The 22,365-nt window shown below is 66.2% G+C and carries 21 protein-coding genes; 14 read left to right on the top strand and 7 right to left on the bottom strand.

Translation table 11 applies throughout. From position 1 onward, the window contains the following. Positions 1-419: 419 nt before the first annotated feature. Complete coding sequence (locus tag J2728_RS10090) at positions 420-932, bottom strand: GNAT family N-acetyltransferase (RefSeq protein ID WP_309998772.1); 513 nt, start codon at positions 930-932, stop codon at positions 420-422. Positions 933-1,097: 165 nt separating this feature from the next. Between J2728_RS10090 and secG the strand changes: the two genes are divergently transcribed. From secG to J2728_RS10070, 4 genes are all read left to right on the top strand, one after another. Further along, a complete protein-coding gene (gene secG, locus J2728_RS10085; RefSeq protein ID WP_309998771.1) occupies positions 1,098-1,610 on the top strand; it encodes a preprotein translocase subunit SecG in 513 nt (170 codons plus the stop codon). A gap of 115 nt (positions 1,611-1,725) precedes the next feature. Continuing rightward, positions 1,726-3,378: a CTP synthase gene (locus tag J2728_RS10080; RefSeq protein ID WP_309998769.1), complete on the top strand. Its 1,653-nt coding sequence runs from the start codon at positions 1,726-1,728 to the stop codon at positions 3,376-3,378. Between the two features lie 115 nt (positions 3,379-3,493). Further along, positions 3,494-3,676 carry a 50S ribosomal protein L32 gene (gene rpmF / locus J2728_RS10075; RefSeq protein WP_010919589.1) on the top strand — a complete coding sequence of 61 codons (183 nt, stop codon included), beginning with the start codon at positions 3,494-3,496 and terminating at the stop codon, positions 3,674-3,676. A 122-nt stretch (positions 3,677-3,798) separates the two neighbouring features. Beyond that, on the top strand, positions 3,799-4,785 hold the full coding sequence (locus J2728_RS10070; protein WP_309998766.1) for a retropepsin-like aspartic protease: 987 nt from the start codon (positions 3,799-3,801) through the stop codon (positions 4,783-4,785). Here J2728_RS10070 and J2728_RS10065 read toward each other — a convergent pair whose 3' ends face one another. Both J2728_RS10065 and J2728_RS22280 read right to left on the bottom strand, forming a co-directional pair. Then, on the bottom strand, positions 4,786-5,556 hold the full coding sequence (locus J2728_RS10065) for an enoyl-CoA hydratase (protein ID WP_309999454.1): 771 nt from the start codon (positions 5,554-5,556) through the stop codon (positions 4,786-4,788). A 58-nt stretch (positions 5,557-5,614) separates the two neighbouring features. Further along, positions 5,615-6,709, bottom strand: a complete 1,095-nt coding sequence (locus tag J2728_RS22280; protein WP_404979731.1) for a tetratricopeptide repeat protein — start codon at positions 6,707-6,709, stop codon at positions 5,615-5,617. A gap of 161 nt (positions 6,710-6,870) precedes the next feature. On the opposite strand from J2728_RS22280, the gene eno reads away from it, so the two are divergent. The 8 genes from eno (at position 6,871) to J2728_RS10025 (ending at position 16,277) form a co-directional block, all read left to right on the top strand. Beyond that, complete coding sequence (eno, locus tag J2728_RS10060; protein ID WP_309998765.1) at positions 6,871-8,151, top strand: phosphopyruvate hydratase; 1,281 nt, start codon at positions 6,871-6,873, stop codon at positions 8,149-8,151. Positions 8,152-8,528: 377 nt separating this feature from the next. After that, positions 8,529-8,831, top strand: coding sequence for an FtsB family cell division protein (locus J2728_RS10055; protein WP_309998763.1), 303 nt, complete (start codon positions 8,529-8,531; stop codon positions 8,829-8,831). Between the two features lie 166 nt (positions 8,832-8,997). Beyond that, a complete protein-coding gene (gene pdhA / locus J2728_RS10050; RefSeq protein ID WP_309998762.1) occupies positions 8,998-10,029 on the top strand; it encodes a pyruvate dehydrogenase (acetyl-transferring) E1 component subunit alpha in 1,032 nt (343 codons plus the stop codon). After that, entirely contained in the window at positions 10,026-11,384 is a 1,359-nt protein-coding gene (locus J2728_RS10045) for a pyruvate dehydrogenase complex E1 component subunit beta (protein WP_309998760.1), read from the top strand. The genes pdhA and J2728_RS10045 overlap by 4 nt, the downstream gene beginning before the upstream one ends. A gap of 147 nt (positions 11,385-11,531) precedes the next feature. Then, positions 11,532-12,815 carry a pyruvate dehydrogenase complex dihydrolipoamide acetyltransferase gene (locus J2728_RS10040; protein ID WP_309998759.1) on the top strand — a complete coding sequence of 428 codons (1,284 nt, stop codon included), beginning with the start codon at positions 11,532-11,534 and terminating at the stop codon, positions 12,813-12,815. Positions 12,816-12,839: 24 nt separating this feature from the next. Next, on the top strand, positions 12,840-13,316 hold the full coding sequence (locus J2728_RS10035) for a glutathione peroxidase (RefSeq protein ID WP_309998758.1): 477 nt from the start codon (positions 12,840-12,842) through the stop codon (positions 13,314-13,316). Positions 13,317-13,397: 81 nt separating this feature from the next. Beyond that, positions 13,398-14,798: a dihydrolipoyl dehydrogenase gene (gene lpdA, locus J2728_RS10030; protein WP_309999452.1), complete on the top strand. Its 1,401-nt coding sequence runs from the start codon at positions 13,398-13,400 to the stop codon at positions 14,796-14,798. Positions 14,799-14,816: 18 nt separating this feature from the next. Then, positions 14,817-16,277 (top strand): DUF6880 family protein, encoded by a 1,461-nt coding sequence (locus J2728_RS10025; RefSeq protein ID WP_309998757.1) that lies wholly within the window; start codon positions 14,817-14,819, stop codon positions 16,275-16,277. On the opposite strand, the gene J2728_RS10020 is transcribed toward J2728_RS10025, so the two are convergent. Further along, positions 16,274-17,827: an AMP-binding protein gene (locus J2728_RS10020; protein ID WP_309998755.1), complete on the bottom strand. Its 1,554-nt coding sequence runs from the start codon at positions 17,825-17,827 to the stop codon at positions 16,274-16,276. The genes J2728_RS10025 and J2728_RS10020 overlap by 4 nt on opposite strands. A 249-nt stretch (positions 17,828-18,076) precedes the next feature. On the opposite strand from J2728_RS10020, the gene lipA reads away from it, so the two are divergent. Beyond that, positions 18,077-19,054: a lipoyl synthase gene (gene lipA, locus J2728_RS10015; protein WP_404979728.1), complete on the top strand. Its 978-nt coding sequence runs from the start codon at positions 18,077-18,079 to the stop codon at positions 19,052-19,054. Between the two features lie 4 nt (positions 19,055-19,058). Beyond that, positions 19,059-19,511, top strand: coding sequence for a type II toxin-antitoxin system RatA family toxin (locus tag J2728_RS10010; RefSeq protein WP_309998754.1), 453 nt, complete (start codon positions 19,059-19,061; stop codon positions 19,509-19,511). Here the strand turns inward: J2728_RS10010 and J2728_RS10005 are convergent. Genes J2728_RS10005 through J2728_RS09995 form a run of 3 tightly spaced genes read right to left on the bottom strand, consistent with a single transcriptional unit; the run spans position 19,508 to position 22,296 of the window. Beyond that, positions 19,508-20,620, bottom strand: a complete 1,113-nt coding sequence (locus tag J2728_RS10005; protein ID WP_309998753.1) for an FUSC family protein — start codon at positions 20,618-20,620, stop codon at positions 19,508-19,510. The genes J2728_RS10010 and J2728_RS10005 overlap by 4 nt on opposite strands. Beyond that, positions 20,620-21,111, bottom strand: coding sequence for a CinA family protein (locus J2728_RS10000; RefSeq protein WP_106907150.1), 492 nt, complete (start codon positions 21,109-21,111; stop codon positions 20,620-20,622). The genes J2728_RS10005 and J2728_RS10000 overlap by 1 nt, the downstream gene beginning before the upstream one ends. Before the next feature lie 36 nt (positions 21,112-21,147). Continuing rightward, positions 21,148-22,296 (bottom strand): bifunctional 2-C-methyl-D-erythritol 4-phosphate cytidylyltransferase/2-C-methyl-D-erythritol 2,4-cyclodiphosphate synthase, encoded by a 1,149-nt coding sequence (locus J2728_RS09995; protein ID WP_309998751.1) that lies wholly within the window; start codon positions 22,294-22,296, stop codon positions 21,148-21,150. Between the last annotated feature and the right edge of the window lie 69 nt (positions 22,297-22,365).

Here is a 22,365-nt window from a genome sequence, read left to right as displayed (position 1 = left end):
CCCGATGGCTTGGAAGGGACGTCCGGCCGGCGATCGTGACGGCTGTCGGGGGGGGCGAGCGGGAAGCGCTCGCCGGTCTTTCTTCGGGAAGACGTCTTCGCGACGGTCCAGCGGCGGGCTCCCTGAAACATCGGGACGAAGCCCTGGCGGCGGAGACTTCGGCGACGCGGCGGGTCCGGGCTGAAATCGCTCGGGCGTTCCGGGACCGGGGTCGTCGCCCCGGCCCGCCCGTCGGGGGCCTAGCGGCGAGAGCGGGTTAAAACCCCGCGCCTCGCGGGCTCACCGGATAACGGCCGCGCGGAGCGTCTGGCTTCGTCGAAACGGTACACACACTTCAAACCTCCGGACGGATGTCCGGCGCTCCGCGTCCCTTTCCATCCCTTCAGCGAGTGATCGCGTGAAGCGGCGAAGGCGCGCGCCTAAAGCGCTAGCCCATAGAGCCGACGATCGCGGCGCTCGCCGTCCCGATGCACCGAGCCCTTCAGATAGCCCTCGGGCTTGAAGCCCAGCTTCTCGAGCAGGCGCTCGCCGTGGTCGCCGATATGGACGCTGGCCACGAGGCTCTTGAGGCCTTCGCTGGCGGCGTGGGCGAGCAGGGCGGTGACGGCCTCGTAGCCGAAGCCGCGGCCCCAGTTGTCGCGAGCGATCACGAAGCGGATCTCGGCCCGGCCGTGGCGGCGATCGAAGTCAATGAACTCGCAATAGCCCAGGAACAGGCCGCTATTCGTATGACGGATCGACCAATAGGCGGCTTCGTCGGCGGCCATCTGCTCGACCTGATAGGCGACGCGCCGCTCGACCTCGTCTGGATCCTCGATCGGCTCCTGGTCGAGGTTGGACATCACCTCGGCGTCGCTGAGGAACGGATAGATCCGCGGGGCGTCTTCGACCGTCAGGGGAGCGAGGGTCAGGCGGGCGGTCTCGAGAATCATGCGGTCCAATATCGGGGGCTGGAAGGCTTATGGAAACGGGACTTTGGGACTTGCGTCGCGGCGCGCGCTTCCCAGCTATGGCGCGGAGGCGTCTCTAGTGGTAGAGGGGCCGCTTCGTTTTTCGCGCGACCTTTTGACCGCGCCCGGCTTGAGAACACATTCGTCATGCTCATCGGCGTCCTGCTGGCCATCAACATCGTCGTCTGCCTCGGCCTGATCGGGGTGGTCCTGCTGCAACGTTCGGAAGGTGGCGCGCTGGGCATGGGCGGCGGCTCGTCCAGCTTCATGACCGCACGCGGGGCCGGCGACCTGCTGACCCGCATCACCTGGATCCTGTTCTCGATCTTCCTGCTGATCAGTCTGTCGCTGACGATCCTGACGGGGCGCCTGAACAGCGGCGGTTCGGTGGTGGATCGCCTGGACATCCAGAACCTCGATTCCAAGGCTCTCAACGCCGCGCCGGCCGCTCCGGCTCCCGCCGATGTCGCGCCCGGTCCGATCCAGGCTCCGGCGCCGCAACTGAACACGCCGGCGCCGACCGCGCCGCGGCCCTCGCTGCTGGCCCCCGCGCCCCAGGCCGCTCCGGCCAAGAAGCCGGCAGCCCCCGCGGCCAACAAGCCGGCCGAGGCCCCGACGCCCGCGGTCGCCGCGCCTCCGGCCGAGCAGCCCAAGCCCTAACCGCTTCCTTCGGAAGCTTTCGTCCGACCCCCGAGGGCAACCCGGGGGTCGAAACTTGTTGATGAACGCAGGTCTTTTCACCGGCGTCGTCGAATCACGAGTAATCTGATCGCCCATGACGCGGTACATCTTCATCACCGGCGGCGTGGTTTCCTCGCTTGGCAAAGGTTTGGCCTCGGCGGCGCTTGGCGCGCTGCTGCAAGCGCGCGGCTACACGGTCCGTCTTCGGAAGCTCGACCCCTATCTGAACGTCGATCCGGGCACGATGAGCCCGTATCAGCACGGCGAGGTCTTCGTGACCGACGACGGGGCCGAGACCGACCTTGATCTGGGCCACTACGAGCGCTTCACCGGCGTGTCGGCCAACAAGGCCGACAACATCACCACCGGCCAGATCTACAAGACGATTATCGAGAAGGAGCGCCGCGGCGACTATCTGGGCGCGACCGTCCAGGTCATTCCGCACGTCACCAACGAGATCAAGGACTTCGTCCTCTCGCCCGCCATGGACGAGACGGGCCAGAAGGCCGTCGACTTCGTGCTGGTCGAGATCGGCGGCACGGTGGGCGACATCGAGGGCCTGCCGTTCTTCGAGGCCATCCGCCAGCTGCGCCAGGATCTGCCGCGCGGCCAGAGCTGCTACGTGCACCTGACGCTGCTGCCGTTCATCAAGACGGCCGGCGAGATGAAGACCAAGCCGACTCAGCACTCGGTCAAGGAGCTGCGCTCGATCGGCATCCAGCCGGACATCCTGCTGTGCCGCTGCGAGCAAGAGATCCCGCCCGAGGAAAAGCGCAAGATCGCCCAGTTCTGCAACGTGCGACCCAGCGCGGTCATCCAGGCGATGGACTCATCGTCCATCTACGCCGTGCCGATCGACTATCACGAGCAGGGGCTGGACGCGGAAGTCCTGGACGTCTTTGGCATCCACGACGCCCCGGCGCCGAACCTGGCGCGCTGGAAAGAGATCGACAACACCGTCCAGCACCCCGATGGCGAGGTCACCATCGCCGTCGTCGGCAAGTACACTGTGCTGAAAGACGCCTACAAGTCGCTCATCGAGGCCCTGCACCACGGCGGCCTGGCCAACAAGGTCAAGGTCAACCTGGACTGGGTCGAGAGCGAGACCTTCGAGGGCGACGAAGGCGCGGCCGCGGCCCGTCTTGAGAACGCCCACGCCATCATGGTGCCCGGCGGCTTCGGCGAGCGAGGCGCGGAAGGCAAGATCCGCGCGGCCCAGTTCGCTCGCGAACGGAAGGTGCCGTACTTCGGCATCTGTTTCGGCATGCAGATGGCCGTCATCGAGACCCTTCGGAACGTCGCCGGCGTCAAGGACGCCAGCTCCAGCGAGTTCGGCCCGACCGAGCGTCCGGTGGTCGGCATCATGACCGAATGGATCAAGGGCAATGAGACCGTCCAGCGTCGCGCCAATGACGATCTGGGCGGGACCATGCGCCTGGGGGCCTACGACGCCGTCCTGACGCCCGGCTCGAAGGTCGCCGACATCTACGGCGCCACCGAGATCAGCGAGCGTCACCGCCACCGCTACGAGGTCAATATCGGCTACGTCCACCTGATGGAGGACGCCGGCCTGAAACTGACCGGCCGTTCGCCCAACGGCGTGCTGCCCGAGATCGTCGAGCGGGACGACCATCCTTGGTTCATCGGGGTCCAATATCACCCCGAATTGAAGAGCCGCCCGTTCGCCCCGCACCCGCTTTTCGCCAGCTTCATCGCCGCCGCGAAGGAGCATGGACGCCTCGTCTGATCACGAGGTTGCATCCTCCAACAGATTCGGGCATAAGCGCGCCCTCACGCGGCGACCTGGGCATTGCCCGAGTCGCCGCTCTCGATTTTCACGCTCAGCGAGCAGAGTCACTTCGATGGCCGTTCCCAAAAGAAAAACTTCGCCTTCTCGCCGGAACATGCGCCGGTCGCACCACGCCCTTGGCGCCAACTCGTTCATCGAGGACAAGGACACCGGCGAGCTGCGCCGTCCGCACCATGTCGATCTGAAGACCGGCATGTACAACGGCAAGCAGATCCTGACGCCGAAGGAAGACTAAGGTCTCCTTTCCGTCTCCGACGGCTTGAAAACGCCGCCCGGCTCAGCTGGGCGGCGTTTTTCGTCGTATTTCCGTCATGCGCTGGAAAATCGGTGTTATCCTTCCATCAGGGAGGAGCGCCCATGCTCACACGCCGGACCATAACGGCGGGACTGGGTCTATCGATCGCCGCGCCGCCCGCGCTGGCGAGCGCCATCGCGCCAGTTCCATTGCCGCAGCTGCCGCCTTCGACCGTTTCGCCGCCGCCCGATCAACTGGTGCTGCTCGATGCGGGCCTGGATCAGCACGCCCGCATGACCGTCGATGTCGCGATCAATGGTCAAGGTCCCTTCCAGTTCGTGGTCGACACGGGCGCGGACCGCACCGTTTTGACGCCGGGCCTCGTCGAGCGACTATCGCTGCCCCCTGGCCCGGAGATCATCGTCCACGGCGTCTCCGGCTCGGTGACCACGTCGACGGCCAGGATCGACAATCTGCGCGCCGGTGACGCCAAGCTCCACGACGTGAACCTGCCCGTGCTGCCGTATGACCGCGTCGGGGCGGATGGGCTTCTGGGAGTCGACATCCTGGAGGGCCGGAACATCGTCATGGATTTTCCGAGAAAACGACTTGAGATCAGGCGCACTCAGAGAGTCTCGCGGGTCATGCGCATGTCGAGCGAGATCTCGGTGGCGGCGGACGAGCAGTTCGGACGGCTGACGCTGGCCGACTCCCGGATCGGCGGCGTGAGGTCGCTGGCCTTCATAGATTCGGGCGGAGGCGTCAGCATCGGCAACATGGCCCTGGCGCGAGCCATCGCGACGCGCCGCCGCCGAACCCCTGACTTTGTCCGGCCGGCCCGCTTGCTGACAGCCGGCGGCGAGATGCAGCTGGGCGAGTTCAGGCTGGTCCCATCCGTGCTGATGGGCGACCTGCGGATCACGAATGTCCCCATGGCCTTCGCCGACCTGCACATCTTCGACCTCTGGTCGTTGAACAATCGGCCGGCCGCCCTGATCGGCGTCGACATCCTGCGCCTGTTCGCCCGCGTCGAGCTGGATTTTGGAGCGGGACGCGTCCTGTTCCGACTGGGGGAGGGCGGCCTGGCGCCGCGGATCTGGAACGCCTGACTACTGCGAGCGCCCGCGGGTCATCACCTGGCGGCGGCGCGCCTCGACCTTTTCCGGCGTGACCTCGCGATTGTGGCCGCTGGAGCGCTCGTGTTCGAGCGCCAGGGCTTCGCCGAAGGCGCGCGCATAGCCGTCGTCGATCAGGCCCTTGTAGAAGGCCAGGGTCTCGACCGGGATCGAGGCCATGTCCTCGGCGAGTTTCAACGCCGTGGGCAGGAGATCGCTCGGCGCGGTGACGCGATTGACCAGGCCCCAGTCGGCGGCCGTCCGGGCGTCGAGGAAGTTGCCGCTGAGCGACAGCTCCTTGGCGCGATAAGGGCCAATCAGTCGCGATAGCTTCTGCGACAGGCCCCAGCCGGGCATGATCCCGACCCGGGCGTGGGTATCGGCGAAACGGGCGGTCTCGGAGGCGATCAGGACGTCGCAGGCGAGGGCGAGTTCAAAGCCGCCCGTGATGGCCACGCCATTGATCGCGCCGATGACGGGCTTTCTGCAGCGCTCGACCGCCCGCACAGGATTGGAGCGGGCGTCCTGGTCATTCGCCGCGCCCATGGCCGAGGCGTCGCCGCCTAGCTCCTTGAGGTCGAGGCCCGCGGTGAAGGCGCGATCTCCGGCGCCGGTCAGGATCACCACGCTGACGTCAGGGGCGGCGTCCAGCGCCACCATGGCGTCGTGAAGCGCCAGCCTCAGCGCCTTGGATAAAGCGTTCATCGCCTCGGGGCGATTGAGAGTGACGATGGCTATGGGGCCGCGCCGTTCGACGTCCAGCATGTGATCCTCCCATGGATCGGGCATGTTCGGCCGCTCTCCCGAAGGGAGCCGCATAGCGCTATTCTCTGCCGCTAGACCACTTGTTAAAGGCCAACCGAAGCCTTTCTAGCGTCTCACTCCAACTCCCGTCTTGTGACGACCTAAACAGGCGAGCGGTTTCATACCATGGCGTCTTGTCGGTTCCGCGAGACCATGGCCAATGCGCCGCGGGCTCTGGAATGAGGATCCAGACCGGCTTTCCCATTGCTCCAGCCAGATGAGCGGCGGCGGTATCCACCGTCACGACCAAATCAAGGCCAGCAACAATGTCGGCGGTTTCCAGGAAGTCACTAGCTCCGGTGTCGGCCGGCAAAAGAGAGATCGGCCTGCCTAAGATGCTTCGGAGCGTGGAAGCATCATTCTCTCCCAAAGACCGAAACCGATCATTTCCCTGCGATGAATTGCCAGACGTTACAAGCCCAACCCCTCCACCATATCTAGGGTGCTTTGCCCGGATATATGGAGGACTGGAAACACGATCGCCATCCGCTCTCAGCAATCCAACGAGGTCGCTCGTCGTGGTCCAGTAATCTTGTTTGGGAAGTGAAATTGACCCAGCAGCGGCAAGTACATCTATCTCAAGGCTATGAGCGAATAGCGACTTGAGCGATCCGTGACATAACCACGTAACAGTGGCCCCCAGATCCTTCATTCGGCCAGCAAATCGGGCCATTTGTATCTGATCCCCGATGCCTTGTTCCGGCATCACGACAATGCGCTTTCCGCGCAAGTCCTCGCCCTGCCATTGCGGGGCCGGGTAAATCACCCGGCGAATGCCGGTCCCAGGAACGAAAAACCGAGACTTGAAATACTCGTACGCCTCTGAGTGCCGCCCTTGGACGGCCAGGGCCCTTGAAAGTCCGTATCTGAATTGGTGATTTTCGGGATCCAGGTCGACGCCTCGCCTGAATATCCTCTCGGCATCATGGGTTCTGCCCAAGATGTGATTGGCGAGGCCGAGATTATAGAGGGCCGGTTTGTGGTTCGGCCACCGATCTAGAATGCCAGAAAGAACGCGTTCGGCGTCAGACCATCGCGCCTCCTTGATGGCGAGCGCCGCCTCACTCAAAAGCCGATTTGCCGCCTCCAAGACCTCGGCGCTTGGCGCATTCATTCTACGACCCGCTCTAGTGTAGCCTCCAGCTACACTAGCGCGACGTCAGCGCCATAAGAAACAGACAAAGGGCCTTCCCCGAGCCACAACGGCAGTCAAGTTGCGCGAGGAGCGCTTGGCGGCTAAAGCCTGCCGCGCCTTTTGGCCTTGAGGAGCAGTCCATGACCGAGATCGTCGACATCATCGCCCGTGAAATTCTCGACAGCCGGGGCAACCCGACCGTCGAAGTCGACGTGATCCTGGAGGACGGCGCCTTTGGTCGCGCGGCGGTGCCGTCGGGCGCCTCGACCGGCGCTCACGAGGCCAACGAGAAGCGCGATGGCGACAAGGCCCGCTACCTGGGCAAGGGCGTCCAACAGGCCGTCGACGCCGTCAACGGCGAGATCTTCGACGCGCTGTCGGGCGTGGACGCCGAGGACCAGCGCCGCCTCGACAACCTGCTGATCGAACTGGACGGCACCCCGAACAAGGCCCGGCTGGGCGCCAACGCCATCCTGGGCGTCTCGCTGGCCGCCGCCAAGGCCGCCGCGGAGTCGGCTGGCCTGCCGCTCTACAAGTACGTCGGCGGCGTCAACGCCCGCGTGCTGCCGACCCCGATGATGAACATCATCAACGGCGGCGCCCACGCCGACAATCCGATCGACATCCAGGAGTTCATGATCCTGCCGACAGGCGCCAAGGACTTCCGCGAAGGCCTGCGCATGGGCGCCGAGATCTTCCACGCCCTGAAGAAGGCCCTGAAGGACGCCGGCCACAACACCAACGTCGGCGACGAAGGCGGTTTCGCCCCGAACCTGGCCAGCGCCGAGGCCGCGCTCGACTTCATCGTCAAGGCTGGCGAGAAGGCGGGCTACAAGGCCGGTGACGACTTCGTCCTGGGCCTGGACGTCGCCTCGACCGAGTTCTTCAAGAACGGCAAGTACGAACTGGAAGGCGAGGGCAAGTCGCTCGATCCGGCCGCCATGGTCGACTACCTGGCCGGCCTGGTGGCCAAGTTCCCGATCCTCACCATCGAGGATGGCATGGCCGAGGACGACTTCGACGGCTGGAAGCTGCTGACCGATACGCTGGGCAAGAAGGTCCAGCTGGTCGGTGACGACCTGTTCGTGACCAACCCCAAGCGCCTGCAGATCGGTCTCGACAAGGGCCTGGCCAATTCGATCCTGGTCAAGGTCAACCAGATCGGCACGCTGTCGGAAACCATCGACGCGGTCGAGCTGGCTCACCGCCACGGCTACACCAGCGTCATGAGCCACCGCTCGGGCGAGACCGAGGACAGCACGATCGCCGACCTGGCCGTCGCTCTGAACTGCGGTCAGATCAAGACAGGCTCGCTGGCCCGCTCGGACCGCACGGCCAAGTACAACCAACTGCTGCGCATCGAGGAGATGCTTGACGACCAGGGCGTCTACGCCGGCCGCGCGGCGCTGAAGGGCCGCTAAACCCTTCGACACCAATGAGTCTTGAGGGTGCGGCTTCGAAAGAGGTCGCGCCCTTTTGTTTGGGTTTTCGAGGCGGCGTCGGAGACCGCCGATTCCGCCTGTTGGGCCTGATTTGGCGGTTGAAACCGGTTGATCAGCAAGGGTTAACCCACAAATTTTCTAAAAGGGGTGGGTTGGTTTCACGAGAGACCAGTTCGCGCGCCTTCGCTGTCGCGAAATGGCTTCGGCGATGCGGCATCTAGATGCGCTTGAAACCATCTCAGGTGAAAGCATCGGGGTGGGACGGGCGCGGCGAGCGACCCGCGTTCGCAACACCCAGATTTAGAAGGCGTTAAGCTGGGTCGGCGATCCTGCGAATCCCTCTTTGGGACGCTCAGATGTTCGCCCGACTGCAACCTTTCCTGCCGACCGCGGCGATCTTCTTCCTGATTTTCTACTTCGCCTTTCATGCCCTGACGGGTGATCGGGGCCTGCTGTCCATTTCGCAGCGCAATGCGGACCTCGCAGCAAAAACGAAGGAACTCAGGATGATACGCGCGGAGAGGATGGACCTGGAGGCCCGCGCTCGTCTATTACGCAGCGGCAGTCTGTCGGCCGACCTACTGGAAGAGCGCGCGCGCTCGCTCCTAGGCTATGCCGACCCGAGTGACTATGTGATCCGGGTCAAGCGTCCAAGCTGACCGAATCCATAAGCTCTTGGAATCGATTGCTGGTCGGCGCGGAGTTATGTGGCTCCGAACGGCTGGATGGTGCACTAGGGCGTTTCCTTCGCGGAACCGACGACTTTTTCGGCGGGAAATGCTCTCAGGACGAAGGCCGCGATGAAGATTGGCCAGGGAGATTTGAATGGCGCGTACGCGCAAGGCTGAGGCCTCGGAGGGGAAGGCGGCTGACACCGGTGTCAACGCTTTCGTCGGAAAAGACGAACTCCTGAAATTCTATCAGGACATGCTGCTGATCCGCCGCTTCGAGGAGCGGGCTGGCCAGCTGTACGGCATGGGCCTGATTGGCGGCTTTTGCCACCTGTACATCGGTCAGGAAGCCATCGCGGTCGGCATGCAGTCGATCTCGCAGAAGGGCGACCAGATCATCACGGGCTACCGTGACCACGGCCACATGCTGGCCGCGGGCATGGATCCGCGCGAGGTCATGGCGGAGCTGACCGGCCGGGCCGGCGGTTCGTCCAAGGGCAAGGGCGGTTCGATGCACATGTTCGACATCGCCACCGGCTTCTATGGCGGTCACGGCATCGTCGGCGCCCAGGTGGCGCTCGGCACAGGGCTGGCGCTGGCCAACCACTACAAGGGCAATGGTAACGTCTCCTACGCCTACATGGGCGATGGCGCGGCCAACCAGGGTCAGGTGTACGAAAGCTTCAACATGGCCCAGCTCTGGAAGCTGCCGGTCGTGTACGTGATCGAAAACAATCAGTACGCCATGGGCACCAGCGTCGAACGCGCCGCCTCGGAAACCGCGTTCCACAAGCGGGGCGTCTCGTTCCGCATCCCGGGCGAGGAAGTCGACGGCATGGACGTCGTCGCCGTCCGTGAGGCTGGCGCCCGCGCCACCGAGCACGCTCGTAGCGGCCAAGGTCCGTACATCCTCGAGATGAAGACCTATCGCTACCGCGGCCACTCGATGTCCGACCCGGCCAAGTATCGCACCAAGGAAGAGGTCGACGAGGTCAAGACGACCCGCGATCCGATCGACCATATCAAGGAGCGCCTGGCCAAGGCCGGCGTCACCGAAGACGACCTGAAGAGCGTCGACGCGGACGTGAAGCGCATTGTCGCCGAAGCCGCCGAGTTCGCCCGCACGAGCCCCGAGCCGGATCCCTCGGAACTGTACACTGACGTATACCTGGAGGCCGCCGAGTGACGGACATCCTGATGCCCGCCCTTTCTCCCACCATGGAGGAAGGCACCCTGGCCAAGTGGCTGGTCAAGGAAGGCGACACCATCAAGGCCGGCGACGTGATCGCCGAGATCGAGACCGACAAGGCGACGATGGAAGTCGAAGCCGTCGACGAAGGCGTGGTGGAAGCCATCCTGGTCCCGGCCGGAAGCGAGAACGTCAAGGTCAACACGCTGATCGCTCGCCTGAAGGGCGAGGGCGAAGCCGCCTCGACGCCCGCCGCGGCCGCCGCGCCGGCCGCCGAGGCCGCGCCGGCTCCGGTCGCCACGGCCCCGGCCGCCGGCCCGATCTCGGCCGCCTCGACCTTCGCCGATCCGGAAATCCCGGCCGGTACGCCGACGAAGAAGATCACGGTCCGCGACGCCCTGCGCGACGCCATGGCCGAAGAGATGCGTCGCGATGAGCGCGTGTTCCTGATGGGCGAGGAAGTCGCCCAGTATCAGGGCGCCTACAAGGTCAGCCGCGACCTTCTGCAGGAGTTCGGCGACAAGCGCGTCATCGACACGCCGATCACCGAGCACGGCTTCGCCGGCATGGGTGTCGGCGCGGCCATGGCCGGCCTGAAGCCGATCGTCGAATTTATGACGTGGAACTTCGCCATGCAGGCGATCGACCACATCATCAACTCGGCGGCCAAGACGCTCTACATGTCGGGCGGTCAGATCAAGTCGTCGATCGTGTTCCGCGGCCCCAACGGCGCGGCCTCGCGCGTGGGCGCTCAGCACAGCCAGGACTACGCCGCCTGGTACGGCAATGTCCCGGGCCTGAAGGTCCTCGCGCCGTACGACGCCGCCGACGCCAAGGGGCTGCTGAAGGCCGCGATCCGCGATCCGAACCCCGTCGTCTTCCTCGAACACGAGATGATGTATGGCCACGAGTTCGACATCCCGGACGTCGAGGACTGGGTCGTGCCGATCGGCAAGGCCAAGGTCCGTCGCGAAGGCTCGGACGTGACCCTGGTGGCCTACAGCCGCATGGTCGGCTTCGCCCTGAAGGCGGCCGAGGAGCTGGAAAAGGAAGGCATCCAGGCGGAGGTCGTCGACCTGCGCACGATCCGCCCGATGGACCACGCGACCATCCTGGAAAGCGTCAAGAAGACCAACCGCCTGGTCACGGTCGAGGAAGGCTGGGGCCCGATGGGCGTCGGCGCCGAGATCGTCGCCCGCATCACGGAGTTCGGCTTCGACTACCTGGACGCCCCGCCGCTGCGGGTCCACCAGGAAGACGTGCCGCTGCCCTACGCGGCGAACCTGGAAGCCCTGTCGCTGCCTTCGGTCGAGAAGATCGTGAAGGCCGCGAAGGCGGTCAGCTACCGCTAAGACCGGCGCGGCCCTCGCCCTCGATGGGCGGGGGCCGCATCGCCTTGGCCAACGAATTCATCCCGCCGCGAAGCGGGGTATCGCGGACGACGGCCCCCTAGGTCATCCTTGGCCGAAATCGTCCCGAACGCTTGAGGAAGAAGCTCAATGTCGATCGACATCCTGATGCCCGCCCTGTCGCCCACCATGGAGGAGGGGACCCTCGCCAAGTGGCACGTCAAGGTCGGTGACACCGTGAAGGCTGGCGACGTGATCGCCGAGATCGAAACCGACAAGGCCACCATGGAAGTCGAGGCCGTCGACGAGGGCGTGGTCGAGGCCATCCTGGTCGACGCCGGCACCGAGAACGTCAAGGTCAACGCCCTCATCGCCAAGCTGGCGGGCGAGGGTGAAAGCCCGGCTCCGGCTCCGAAGGCCGAGGCGCCCAAGGCCGCTGAAGCGCCGAAGTCCGTCGCTCCCGCCGCTCCGGCTCCCGCCGCGCCCGCGCCGGCCGCTCCGGTCGCCGCCGACGGCTCGCGCGTCTTCGCCTCGCCGCTGGCGCGCCGTCTGGCGTCCGCCGCGGGCCTGGACCTGAAGAGCATCAAGGGTACCGGTCCGCACGGCCGTGTCATCAAGTCGGACGTCGAAGCCGCCAAGTCGGGCGCGCCCGCCGCCAAGGCCGCTCCGGCCTCGACCGCCGCCGCCCCGGCCGCCGCCGAGCCCCGCAAGGCGCTGTCGCTGGAGCAGATGGGCATTCCGGCCGGCTCGTATGACCTCGTGCCGCTGGACGGCATGCGCAAGACGATCGCGCGCCGCCTGACCGACAGCTTCCGCGACGTGCCGCACTTCCCGCTGCAGATCGATCTCGAGATCGACGCCCTGCTGGCCGCGCGCGCCAAGATCAATGGCCTGCTGGAGAAGCAGGGCGTGAAGGTCTCGGTCAACGACATCGTCATCAAGGCCGCCGCCGTGGCCCTGAAGCAGGTGCCGGAAGCCAACGCCAGCTACACGCCCGAAGGCATCGCCATGCACCATCACGCCGACATCGCGGTGGCCGTGGCGATCGACGGCGGCCTGATCACGCCGATCATCCGCAAGGCCGAGACCAAGGGCCTGGCGCAGATCTCGGCCGAGATGAAGGACCTGGCCCAGCGCGCCAAGGACAAGAAGCTGAAGCCCGAGGAGTTCCAGGGCGGCACCTTCTCCATCTCGAACCTGGGCATGTTCGGCATCAAGTCGTTCGCCTCGATCATCAACGAGCCGCAAGGCGCGATCATGAGCGTTGGCGCGGGCGAGCAGCGTCCGGTCGTCAAGAACGGTGAGATCAAGGTCGCCACGGTCATGACCGTGACCCTGACCTGCGATCACCGCGTGGTCGACGGCGCCGTCGGCGCCAGGTTCCTGGCGGCCTTCAAGCCGCTGATCGAAGAGCCGCTGACCCTGATCGTCTGATCAAGGCGCGGGGAAGAGGCGAACATGTCGGTCTACGACTATTCGGCCCAGACGCTGGACGGCCAGGACGTGAACCTGGCCGACTATCGCGGCAAGGTGCTGTTGATTGTGAACACCGCCAGCAAGTGCGGGTTCACGCCTCAGTACGAAGGCCTCGAAGCGCTCTACAAGGCCTACAAGGATCGTGGCCTCACCATCTTGGCCTTCCCCTGCAATCAGTTCGGCGCTCAAGAGCCGGGAAACGCCGAGGAGATCGCGAACTTCTGTTCGTTGACCTACGACGTGACTTTCCCGGTCATGAGCAAGATCGACGTCAACGGCGCCGACGCTCACCCGCTCTACAAGTTCCTGAAGAAGGAACAGAAGGGGCTGCTGGGCACCGAGGCGATCAAGTGGAACTTCACCAAGTTCCTGATCGGCAAGGATGGCGAGGTCGTCGAGCGTTTCGCGCCGACCGTGAAGCCCGAGGACCTCAAGGTCGCGGTCGAAGCGCTGCTTTAGTTTCTCCCGGATCGGCCCTCCGCCGATCGATCTAGGCCGTCCGGCGTTCTCCGGGCGACGTCAAGCTAGGGTTAGATGAACATGTCCACGGAATTCGATGTCGTCGTCATCGGCGCCGGTCCTGGCGGCTATGTGGCCGCGATCCGCGCCAGCCAGCTGGGCCTGAAGACGGCCATCGTCGAGCGTGAGAACCTGGGCGGCATCTGCTTGAACTGGGGCTGCATCCCCACCAAGGCCCTGCTGAAGTCCGGCGAGGTCTACGAGCAACTGTCGCACCTGTCCGGCTACGGCCTGTCGGTCGAGAAGGCCTCGTTCGACTTCACCAAGATCATCGAGCGCTCGCGTGGCGTCGCCAAGCAGATGTCGGGCGGCATCGCCTTCCTGATGAAGAAGCACAAGATCGAGGTGATCGAGGGCGAGGCCAAGCTCGAAAAAGGCAATCCGGCGCCGAAGCTCGTCATCGCCCTGAAGGCCGGCGGCAGCCGAACCGTGCAAGCCAAGAACGTGATCCTGGCCAGCGGCGCCCGCGCCCGCGAGATTCCGGCCATCGGCGCGATCTCTGACGGCGACAAGATCTGGACCTATCGCGACGCCTTGGCGCCCAAGAGCATGCCGAAGTCCCTGGTCGTGATCGGCTCGGGCGCCATCGGCATCGAGTTCGCCAGCTTCTACCGCGCGCTCGGCGCCGAGGTGACGGTCGTCGAAGCCATCGACCGCATCATGCCGGTCGAGGACGAAGAGGTCTCCAAGGCCGCCCAGAAGGCGTTCGAGAAGCGCGGCATCAAGTTCCGCATCGGCGCCAAGGTCGGCAAGATCGAGAAGACCAAGGACGGCGTCGCCGTCACGGTCGAGGCCGGCGGCAAGATCGAGCAGCTGACCGCCGAGAAGTGCATCGTCGCCGTCGGCATCGCGCCGAACAACGAAGGCCTGGAAGCCCTGGGCGTCAGCCTGGATCGCGGCCACGTCGTCACCGACAAGCACTGCCGCACCAACGTCCCGGGCCTCTACGCCATCGGCGACATCGCCGGCGGTCCCTGGCTCGCTCACAAGGCCAGCCACGAGGGCATCCACGCCGCCGAGGCGATCGCCAACTACAAGACCCCGAACGTCCACTCGCCGATCCCGGGCTGCACCTACGCCAATCCGCAGGTCGCCTCGGTCGGCTACACCGAGGCCGGCGCCAAGGCCGCTGGCATCGAGGTCAAGGCGGGCCGCTTCCCGTTCCGCGTCAACGGCAAGGCCGTGGCCGCCGGCGAGGTGGAGGGCTTCGTGAAGACGGTGTTCGACGCCAAGACCGGCGCCCTGATCGGGGCCCATATGATCGGCCACGAAGTGACCGAGATGATCCAGGGCTTCGTCACCGCCATCACCCTGGAAGCGACGGAGGAAGACCTGCACGGCATCGTCTACGCCCACCCGACCATGTCGGAAGCCATGCACGAAGCCGCGCTGGACGCCTACGGCCGAGTCCTGCACATCTAGGGCAACTAGGGAGTCTGGATGGCGCGCAAGGCCGCCGCTGCGACGGGTGAGAAGCCAAAGGCTCGGAAGGGATCGAAAACGACCCTTTCGGAGGCCAATCTGGCTGACCTGGGCGCCGAGCGCTTGGCCGCCATCCTGCTCGACCTTTCCGGCGACAGTCACGTCAAGCGCGTGCTGCGGCTGGAACTATTCGCGGAGTCCAGCGCCGAAGGCCTGGCGCAGGAAATCGCCAAGCGCTTGGCGACGATCGGCAAGTCCTCGTCGCGGATCCACTGGCGCAAACGCGCCGCGTTCGCCAAGGACCTCGACCTGCACCGTCGCATGATCGCGCGGTTGGCCGAGGACGAGCCGACCGCCGCGCTCGACCTGATGCTCGATCTCTTGGACTTGGCCACGCCGACCCTGGATCGCCTCAGCCAGGCCGAGGGCCCGATCGGCGACGTGTTCCTGGCCGCCCGCGACGGTGTCGGCGCCATCGCCGTCAAGGCCATGCCCGATCCCGTGGCGCTGGCGGACCGCATCGCCAAGCTTCTGCGCCGCGACGACCACGCTCAGTTCGGTCCGCTGGTGAACGCCGTGACGCCGGCGCTCGGCGCCAAGGGGCGGGCGCACCTGCGCGAGACGCTTGAGAAGATGCTCGCCGCGCGCTCGACCCGCTCGGCGCATCTCTTCGACGCTCAAGGCGCGATCTACAAAGACGGTCTGCGCCGCCTCGCCGACGCCAGCGGCGACGTCGACGCCTTCGAGGCGACTTTCTCGCCCGAGCTTCGGCGCACCCCGTTGGTCTCGGCCGAGATCGCGCGACGGCTACTGGCGGCGGGGAGGGCGGAGGACGCCCTGGCGACCCTGCAGGCTGGCGCGCCGGCAGACCAGCGCGGACGCCACCAGAGCGCCGTCGAAGAGCGCGTCGCCTGGGAAGACGCGATGCTGGAGGCTCTGGAGGCCACGGGGCACCACGACGAGGCTCAGAAGCGCCGCTGGGCGGACTTCGAGGCGACGCTGTCGATCGGCCGCCTGCGCGCCTATCTGAAGGGCCTGCCGGACTTCGACGACGTCGAGGCCGAGGATCAGGCCAAGGCGGTCGCCAAGCGCTTCCCGCGCTTTGACACCGCGCTAGCCTTTCTCGTGTCCTGGCCCGACCTGCCGGCGGCCGCGCGGCTGGTGCGGTCGCGCTCGGGCGAGATCAACGGCGCGGACGACACCTTGGTCGTCGAGGCCGCTCGTCGGCTTGAAGGTAGCCATCCCCTGGCCGCGACCCTATTGCTCCGGGCCTCGATCCAGTACGTCCTGACCTACGGCGTCGCGACGCGCTACGCCGAGGCCGCGCGCCAGTTGCTCGAGGCGGAGTCGCTGGCGGCGATGATCGGCGACTACGGCGAGTATCCCGACCACGCCGCCTTCGTCGCGGACCTTCGCGCGGTCCATAGCCGCAAGCAGGGCTTCCGCGCGGAGCTGGAAGCCCTGGGCGCGACGTTCTAGGCGGCGCGGGTGTCGGTCTCGGCCATGCGCTGGATCGCGACGTAGTCCGTCTTGCCGCTGCCCAGCACGGGCACCTCGGTGACCTTGAGGATCTTCCGCGGGACGGCCAGTTCCGGAGCGCCGATCGTCTGGGCGTGGGCGACCAGCGGGGCGACATCGGCGTCGTGGCGGTCGGTGACCAGGATCAGCTTTTCGCCCTTTTTCTTGTCGGGCATTGAGATCACGGCGTGGCGGCCGTCGGGCCACACGGCGGACGCGAGGTCCTCGGCCGCCGTCAACGAGACCATCTCGCCTCCGATCTTGGCGAAGCGCTTCACGCGGCCCCTGATCGTAATCCACTGGTCGTCGGTCATGGTGACCACGTCGCCGGTGTCGTGCCAGCCGTCCTCGGGAGGATCGACTCCGCCGTCCTCGCGCAGATAGCCGGCCATGATGTTAGGGCCGCGCACGAAGAAGCGGCCGCCTTCGGCGATCCCCTCAACGGGCTCGATCCGCACATCCTGGCCCGGCAGCAGGCCACCGACCGTCCCCGGTCGATTGTCGGTCGGCTTATTGACGGCGATGACCGGCGAGGCCTCGGTCGCGCCATAGCCTTCCAGCACCGGCACGCCGCCGAAGCGTTCCTTGATCAGGGCGTGAGTCTCGTCACGCACCTTCTCGGCGCCGCAGACGATGAACTCCAGGCCCGCCAGCTCGTCGGCGTCCGAGGCGCGCGCGTACTGGTTCACGAAGGTGTCGGTCGCCAGCAGGATCGAGGCCTTGGAATCCTTGATCAGTGGCGGGATCTGCTTGGTGTGCAGGGGCGAGGGGTACTGGAACGCCTTCATGCCGGTCAGGATCGGCAGGATCACGCCGCCAGTCAGGCCGAAGCAGTGGAATACCGGCAGAGGGTTGAACATCACCCAGTTGGGATTGAGCTCGATGTGCGCCGCGATCTGCACGGCGTTCTGCACCAGGTTTTCCTGGGTCAGGACCACGCCGCGCGGCGCGCCGAAGCTGCCGGAGGTGAATAGCACGACGCCCTTGTCGGACGGCTTGGCGGGGGCGCGAAACTGGCGCGGGAACATCCCGGCCGCGGCGGCGAACAGCTTGTCACCAAGACCGATCGTGGCGCGGACGTCTTCCAGATACACGATTTCGGCCTGGACGCTGACCGTATCGATGATGTCTTGCAGCTTGCCCAATTCGATGAACTTGTGCGCCGTCAGGACACGCCGGATCCCGGCCAGCCGGCAGGCCGCCTTGATGTTCCGCAAGCCCGCCGTGAAGTTCAGCATGGTCGGCACGCGGCCGAAGGCGTGCAGGGCGAAGAAGGTCACCACCGAGCCCGCGCCGGACGGCAGCAGCACGCCGACATTCTCGCCGGGGCGAGTCATCGCGGCGATCTTGCGGCCCAGCGCGAAGCTGGCGCGGATCAAGTCCGTATAGGTCAGCGGGTTGCGGTCCTGGTCCTCCAGGATCTGCTTCCTAGCGCCATACTTGTCGCGGGCGTCGATAAGGGCGTCGAAGAGGGCCTTTTGGCCGTTTCGCGCGTCATAAGCTACCGGCATCCCGCCGAAACCTCCCCGAAAAGCGATGACCGCTTTCGTTCGTTAAACGCCGAGTCTGCCGAGGAAGGTCTCGCTTTGCAAGAATGAGTCACAAAGCGTGAGGTTCGGCCGTTGTGGCGTAAGAGCTTGAGCAACCCCTCCGGTTCCATCGTGGTCGTTCCCGAGGGGCGCGAGTGATTCCGTCACGAATGGCGTCTTAAGCAGGATCAAGCGCTTGATCCTGAAGCCAAGAAGACCGATTTAGGCGCCATGGCCACGGTGATCGACACCCTCAAGGCTCGCGGCTCGGAAGACCGGGCGGCGCGCCACCCCGAAAAGCAGAACCGTCCTGATACGCCGGTGCTTCGCAAACCCGAGTGGCTGCGCGTCCGCGCCCCGGGCTCGGGTCAGTACAACGAGACCCGCGGCATCGTGCGAGAGCACAAGCTGCACACGGTCTGCGAGGAAGCCGCCTGCCCGAACATCGGCGAGTGCTGGAGCCAGAAGCACGCGACCATGATGATCATGGGCGAGATCTGCACCCGCGCCTGCGCCTTCTGCAACGTCACCACGGGCCTGCCGACCCAGCTTGATCCGGACGAGCCGCGCCGCGTGGCCGAGGCCGTCGCCAAGATGGGGCTCAAGCACGTGGTCATCACCTCGGTGGACCGCGACGACCTGCTGGACGGCGGCGCCCGCCACTTCGCCGAGGTGGTCACCGCGATCCGCGCCGCCGCGCCGGGCACGACCATCGAAATCCTGACCCCGGACTTCCTGCGCAAGGACGGCGCGGAGACCGTGGTGATCGACTCCAAGCCGGACGTCTTCAACCACAATCTCGAGACCGTGCCGCGGCTGTATCTGAAGATCCGTCCGGGCGCGCGCTACTACAACTCGCTGCGCCTGCTGGACCGCGTGAAGCAACGCGATCCCTCCCAGTTCACCAAGTCCGGCCTGATGGTCGGTCTGGGCGAAACCAAGGAGGAGGTCATGCAGGTGATGGACGACATGCGCTCGGCCGGCGTCGACTTCATCACGATCGGCCAGTACCTGCAGCCGACCCGCAAGCACGCGGCCGTCGAGCGGTTCGTGACGCCCGAGGAGTTCAAGGCCTACGAGGCCATCGCTCGCGCCAAGGGCTTCCTGATGGTCTCGTCCAGCCCGCTGACCCGTTCGTCGCACCACGCCGGCGACGACTTCGCCAAGCTCCAGGCCGCGCGCCGCGCGCTCGACGCCCGCAAGGCCTGACGCCTTGCATCGTCACGTGGTGACGCGCGTGCTGCCGTACGCGCCCGAGCAACTGTTCCGGCTTGTCGGCGACGTCGAGGCCTATCCCAGCTTCGTGCCGTGGATCATCGGCATGCGCACCTGGAACGCGCGCGAGGACGGCGCGGTCAGCACGGTCGACGCCGAGGCGCAGGTCGGCTTCTCGTTCCTGCGCGAGAAGTTCGCGACGCGGGTCCGCCGGGACGGCGACGCGCTCAGCATTGACGTCAATCTGCTGTACGGCCCGTTCAAGCGGCTGGTGAACGCTTGGCGGTTTATTCCCGAGGACGGCGCGACGCGGATTGAGTTCACGATCGAGTTCGCCTTCAAGTCGCTGATGCTGGACGCTCTGCTTGCGGCCAATGTCGACAAGGCCGCGGGCAAGCTGATCGCGTGCTTCGAGGAGCGCGCCAGACAGGTCTACGGCTCCCAGGCCTAGTCCTTCTGGGCGACCGCTTCCTCGACCCGTTCCTCGAAATCGCCGAGGTTCGCGAACAGGTTTTCGATCGCGAACGCGAGGCCGAAGACCCGGGCGGCGCCGTCGAACTCCAGATCGCGGGTAATTCCCTTATCTCGCAAGCCTTCGAAGCACGTCTGGAACCTCTGGTGAGCCGCCGCGAAGGCGATCCGATCGGGCTTTGGTCCGCCCGCGAGGAAGTCCGCTGACGCTCTGAGGAATTGGTTGCTAGCCTCCAGCATGTCGGCGACGGCTGGCGCGATCGCGTCTGGCGGGGCGTCTCGGAGGGCGCGGCTGACCATCACCGTATCATTGCGAAGCCGCCATAGGGTTCGCGGCAAGGCCTCGGACACCGAACGATCGCTCAGTCGCGAGGCGCTTTCGCGGTCGGCTTCCGTCACGGCCGTCTGAAGCTTGGCGAGCGCCGCGCGGAGATCGTCCTGAGCCTTGAGGTAGTCCGTCGGGCCAGGCGTTCCGCGAAGCGCCAGGACGTGGCTTTCCAGGATGTGCGCCTGCAAGCCAGCGATCTTCTGGATGCTGGCGACGACGGACGCGTGGGCGCGCGCAGGGAAGATCAGCAAGGTCGCCGCGACACCGACCAAGCTGCCGACCGTGATCTCGGCGACCCGGAGACCGGCGGCGATCAGCGGGTCCATGTGCGTCGTCGTGCCGATCAGCATGATCACGGCGGTGACCGGGGCCGCCTTCAGCGAAGGCCTCATCGAGACCAGGAAAGCCAGCAACGCCACCGTTACGCACAGGATCAGGCCGCCGAACTCCGGCCAGCGCGTATGGAGATAGGCCGCCACGGCGCCGGCGAGGGCCCCGACCACCGTGCCCAGGAAGCGCTCGATCGATGCGGTGATCGTCGCGCCAAGGCTCGCCTGGACCACGATGACGGCGGTGAACACCGCCCAGTAGCCCTGTGGCAGGCGCAGCAGGGTCGCCAGGGCGTAGGCCGCGCCGGCGGCGGCGGAGACGCGAATGGCGTGGCGGATCTCCGTCTTGCGGGCGGCGGCGGCTTTCAGCGCCCGCTGCGAGAGGTTGGCGCCGGTGAAGCGCCGCCAATCGCTGGGCGAGGTCTCAGGCACTAGGCCACCGCCTCGCGGAGCATTTCCAGCGCCGTGACGATCGCGGCCAGTTGAACGGCCTCACGGGTGTCGCCGAGGAAGCGTTCATGGCGATGGACGACCGACCGGTTGGCGCGGGCCACCGCGAAATGAACGGTTCCGACCGGCTTTAACGGCGTTCCGCCTCCGGGGCCGGCGACACCGGTGATAGCCACCGCCACGTGGCCGTTGCTCTCCCGTAGCGCGCCCTCGGCCATCATGCGGGCGACCGGTTCGGACACCGCGCCGTGGTCGGCGATCAGGTCGCCAGGCACCCCCAGCATCTCGGACTTGGCGCGATTTGTGTAGGTGACGAAGCCGCGTTCGAAGACGTCGGAAGCGCCGGGGATCGCGCAGATCGCGCCGGCCACCAGGCCCCCGGTGCAGCTCTCGGCCGTCACCAGGCGCAAGGATCGGCCACGCGCCTCGTCGATCAGCAGGCGGGCCAGGGTCTCAATCTCGAGCGGGAACATCCGAGTCTCCGTCTTCGCGCCGTCAGCCTAGCCTGTTCAGGCCGGAGTCTCGACCGATACGACAGCCGAGGCGGCCAGGCCTTCGCCCCGACCGGTGAAGCCCATCTTCTCGGTCGTGGTCGCCTTGACGCTGACCCGGTCGAGCGGAAGGTCCAGGATCTCCGCCAGCCGTTCGCGCATGGCTTGGCGATGGGGTTTGATTTTCGGGCGCTCGCAGATCAGCGTGACGTCGACATTGACCAGCGCGCCGCCCTTGGCGGTCACGAGTTCGGCGGCGTGCTTAAGGAACTGGTCCGACGACGCGCCTTTCCACTTGGGATCGGTCGGCGGGAAGTGATCGCCGATGTCGCCTTCGCCGATGGCGCCCAGGATCGCGTCGGTCAGGGCGTGCAGGCCGGCGTCGGCGTCGGAATGGCCGATCAGGGTCTCGTCGTGCTTGATCGCGACGCCGCACAGCCAGACCTCTTCGCCCGGGCCCCAGCGGTGAGCGTCGAAGCCTTGGCCAACACGGGTGACGCGCGCGGCGCCGGCGAGACGTTCAGCCATGGCGAAGTCCTCTGGATAGGTCAGTTTCATCAGCAGCGGATCGCCTGGAGCGATCGCCACGCGTCCGCCGGCGGCCTCGACCACTTGGACATCATCGGTCGGCTCGTCGCCCGACCAAGCGGCGTAGGCGTCGAGCAGGGCCCGTCGACGGGCGGCCTGGGGCGTCTGGGCGCGCCACAGATGCTCGCGGGAGGTCGTGACCGGGTTCTGGCCCGCTTCGGCGCGTTTGAGGGTGTCGGCGACGGGTAGGGCGGGCAGGGCGGCGTCGGCGTCCTCGAGCGCTTCCAGAACGTCGAGGATGGTCTTCTCGGCTAGCAGAGGGCGCGCCGCGTCATGGACCAGAACCGGCTCGTCCGCCGGGCGATGGGCCAGGGCGGCCAGGCCGGCCTGAACCGAGAGGGCTCGAGTCGAGCCTCCACGCGCGGACCGCCAACCCGCCAGCCCTCGCAGGACATCCGGCAGCGCCATTTCGCCCTCATCGGTCGTCACGACCACGACCTCCGAGGCGCCGGCCGCGAGGAACGCCTCGACGGACCACCTCAAAACGGGTTTTCCGGCCAGGACGCGCCACTGCTTTGCTTGGCCTGGGCCCGCTCGGGTTCCCGAGCCGGCGGCGACGATCACGGCGGAGAAGCTCATAGGGGCTGTTTAGTCTGACGACGGTCCTTGTCCAGTCGATCCGGGCTTTACTGCGCCGCACAATGTGCC

The sequence above is a fragment of the Caulobacter segnis genome, from assembly GCF_031454995.1.
In the GTDB taxonomy this organism is placed as follows: domain Bacteria; phylum Pseudomonadota; class Alphaproteobacteria; order Caulobacterales; family Caulobacteraceae; genus Caulobacter; species Caulobacter segnis_E.
The sequence above is the reverse complement of the archived record's forward strand: the minus strand, read 5'-3'. Positions and strand labels throughout refer to the sequence as shown.

Coding starts and splice junctions, on each gene's coding strand:
- J2728_RS10090 (WP_309998772.1), bottom strand. CDS start 932: ATGATTCTCGAGACCGCCCGCCTGACCCTCGCTCCCCTGACGGTCGAA.
- secG (WP_309998771.1), top strand. CDS start 1,098: ATGCTCATCGGCGTCCTGCTGGCCATCAACATCGTCGTCTGCCTCGGC.
- J2728_RS10080 (WP_309998769.1), top strand. CDS start 1,726: ATGACGCGGTACATCTTCATCACCGGCGGCGTGGTTTCCTCGCTTGGC.
- rpmF (WP_010919589.1), top strand. CDS start 3,494: ATGGCCGTTCCCAAAAGAAAAACTTCGCCTTCTCGCCGGAACATGCGC.
- J2728_RS10070 (WP_309998766.1), top strand. CDS start 3,799: ATGCTCACACGCCGGACCATAACGGCGGGACTGGGTCTATCGATCGCC.
- J2728_RS10065 (WP_309999454.1), bottom strand. CDS start 5,556: ATGCTGGACGTCGAACGGCGCGGCCCCATAGCCATCGTCACTCTCAAT.
- J2728_RS22280 (WP_404979731.1), bottom strand. CDS start 6,709: ATGAATGCGCCAAGCGCCGAGGTCTTGGAGGCGGCAAATCGGCTTTTG.
- eno (WP_309998765.1), top strand. CDS start 6,871: ATGACCGAGATCGTCGACATCATCGCCCGTGAAATTCTCGACAGCCGG.
- J2728_RS10055 (WP_309998763.1), top strand. CDS start 8,529: ATGTTCGCCCGACTGCAACCTTTCCTGCCGACCGCGGCGATCTTCTTC.
- pdhA (WP_309998762.1), top strand. CDS start 8,998: ATGGCGCGTACGCGCAAGGCTGAGGCCTCGGAGGGGAAGGCGGCTGAC.
- J2728_RS10040 (WP_309998759.1), top strand. CDS start 11,532: ATGTCGATCGACATCCTGATGCCCGCCCTGTCGCCCACCATGGAGGAG.
- J2728_RS10035 (WP_309998758.1), top strand. CDS start 12,840: ATGTCGGTCTACGACTATTCGGCCCAGACGCTGGACGGCCAGGACGTG.
- lpdA (WP_309999452.1), top strand. CDS start 13,398: ATGTCCACGGAATTCGATGTCGTCGTCATCGGCGCCGGTCCTGGCGGC.
- J2728_RS10025 (WP_309998757.1), top strand. CDS start 14,817: ATGGCGCGCAAGGCCGCCGCTGCGACGGGTGAGAAGCCAAAGGCTCGG.
- J2728_RS10020 (WP_309998755.1), bottom strand. CDS start 17,827: ATGCCGGTAGCTTATGACGCGCGAAACGGCCAAAAGGCCCTCTTCGAC.
- lipA (WP_404979728.1), top strand. CDS start 18,077: ATGGCCACGGTGATCGACACCCTCAAGGCTCGCGGCTCGGAAGACCGG.
- J2728_RS10000 (WP_106907150.1), bottom strand. CDS start 21,111: ATGTTCCCGCTCGAGATTGAGACCCTGGCCCGCCTGCTGATCGACGAG.
- J2728_RS09995 (WP_309998751.1), bottom strand. CDS start 22,296: ATGAGCTTCTCCGCCGTGATCGTCGCCGCCGGCTCGGGAACCCGAGCG.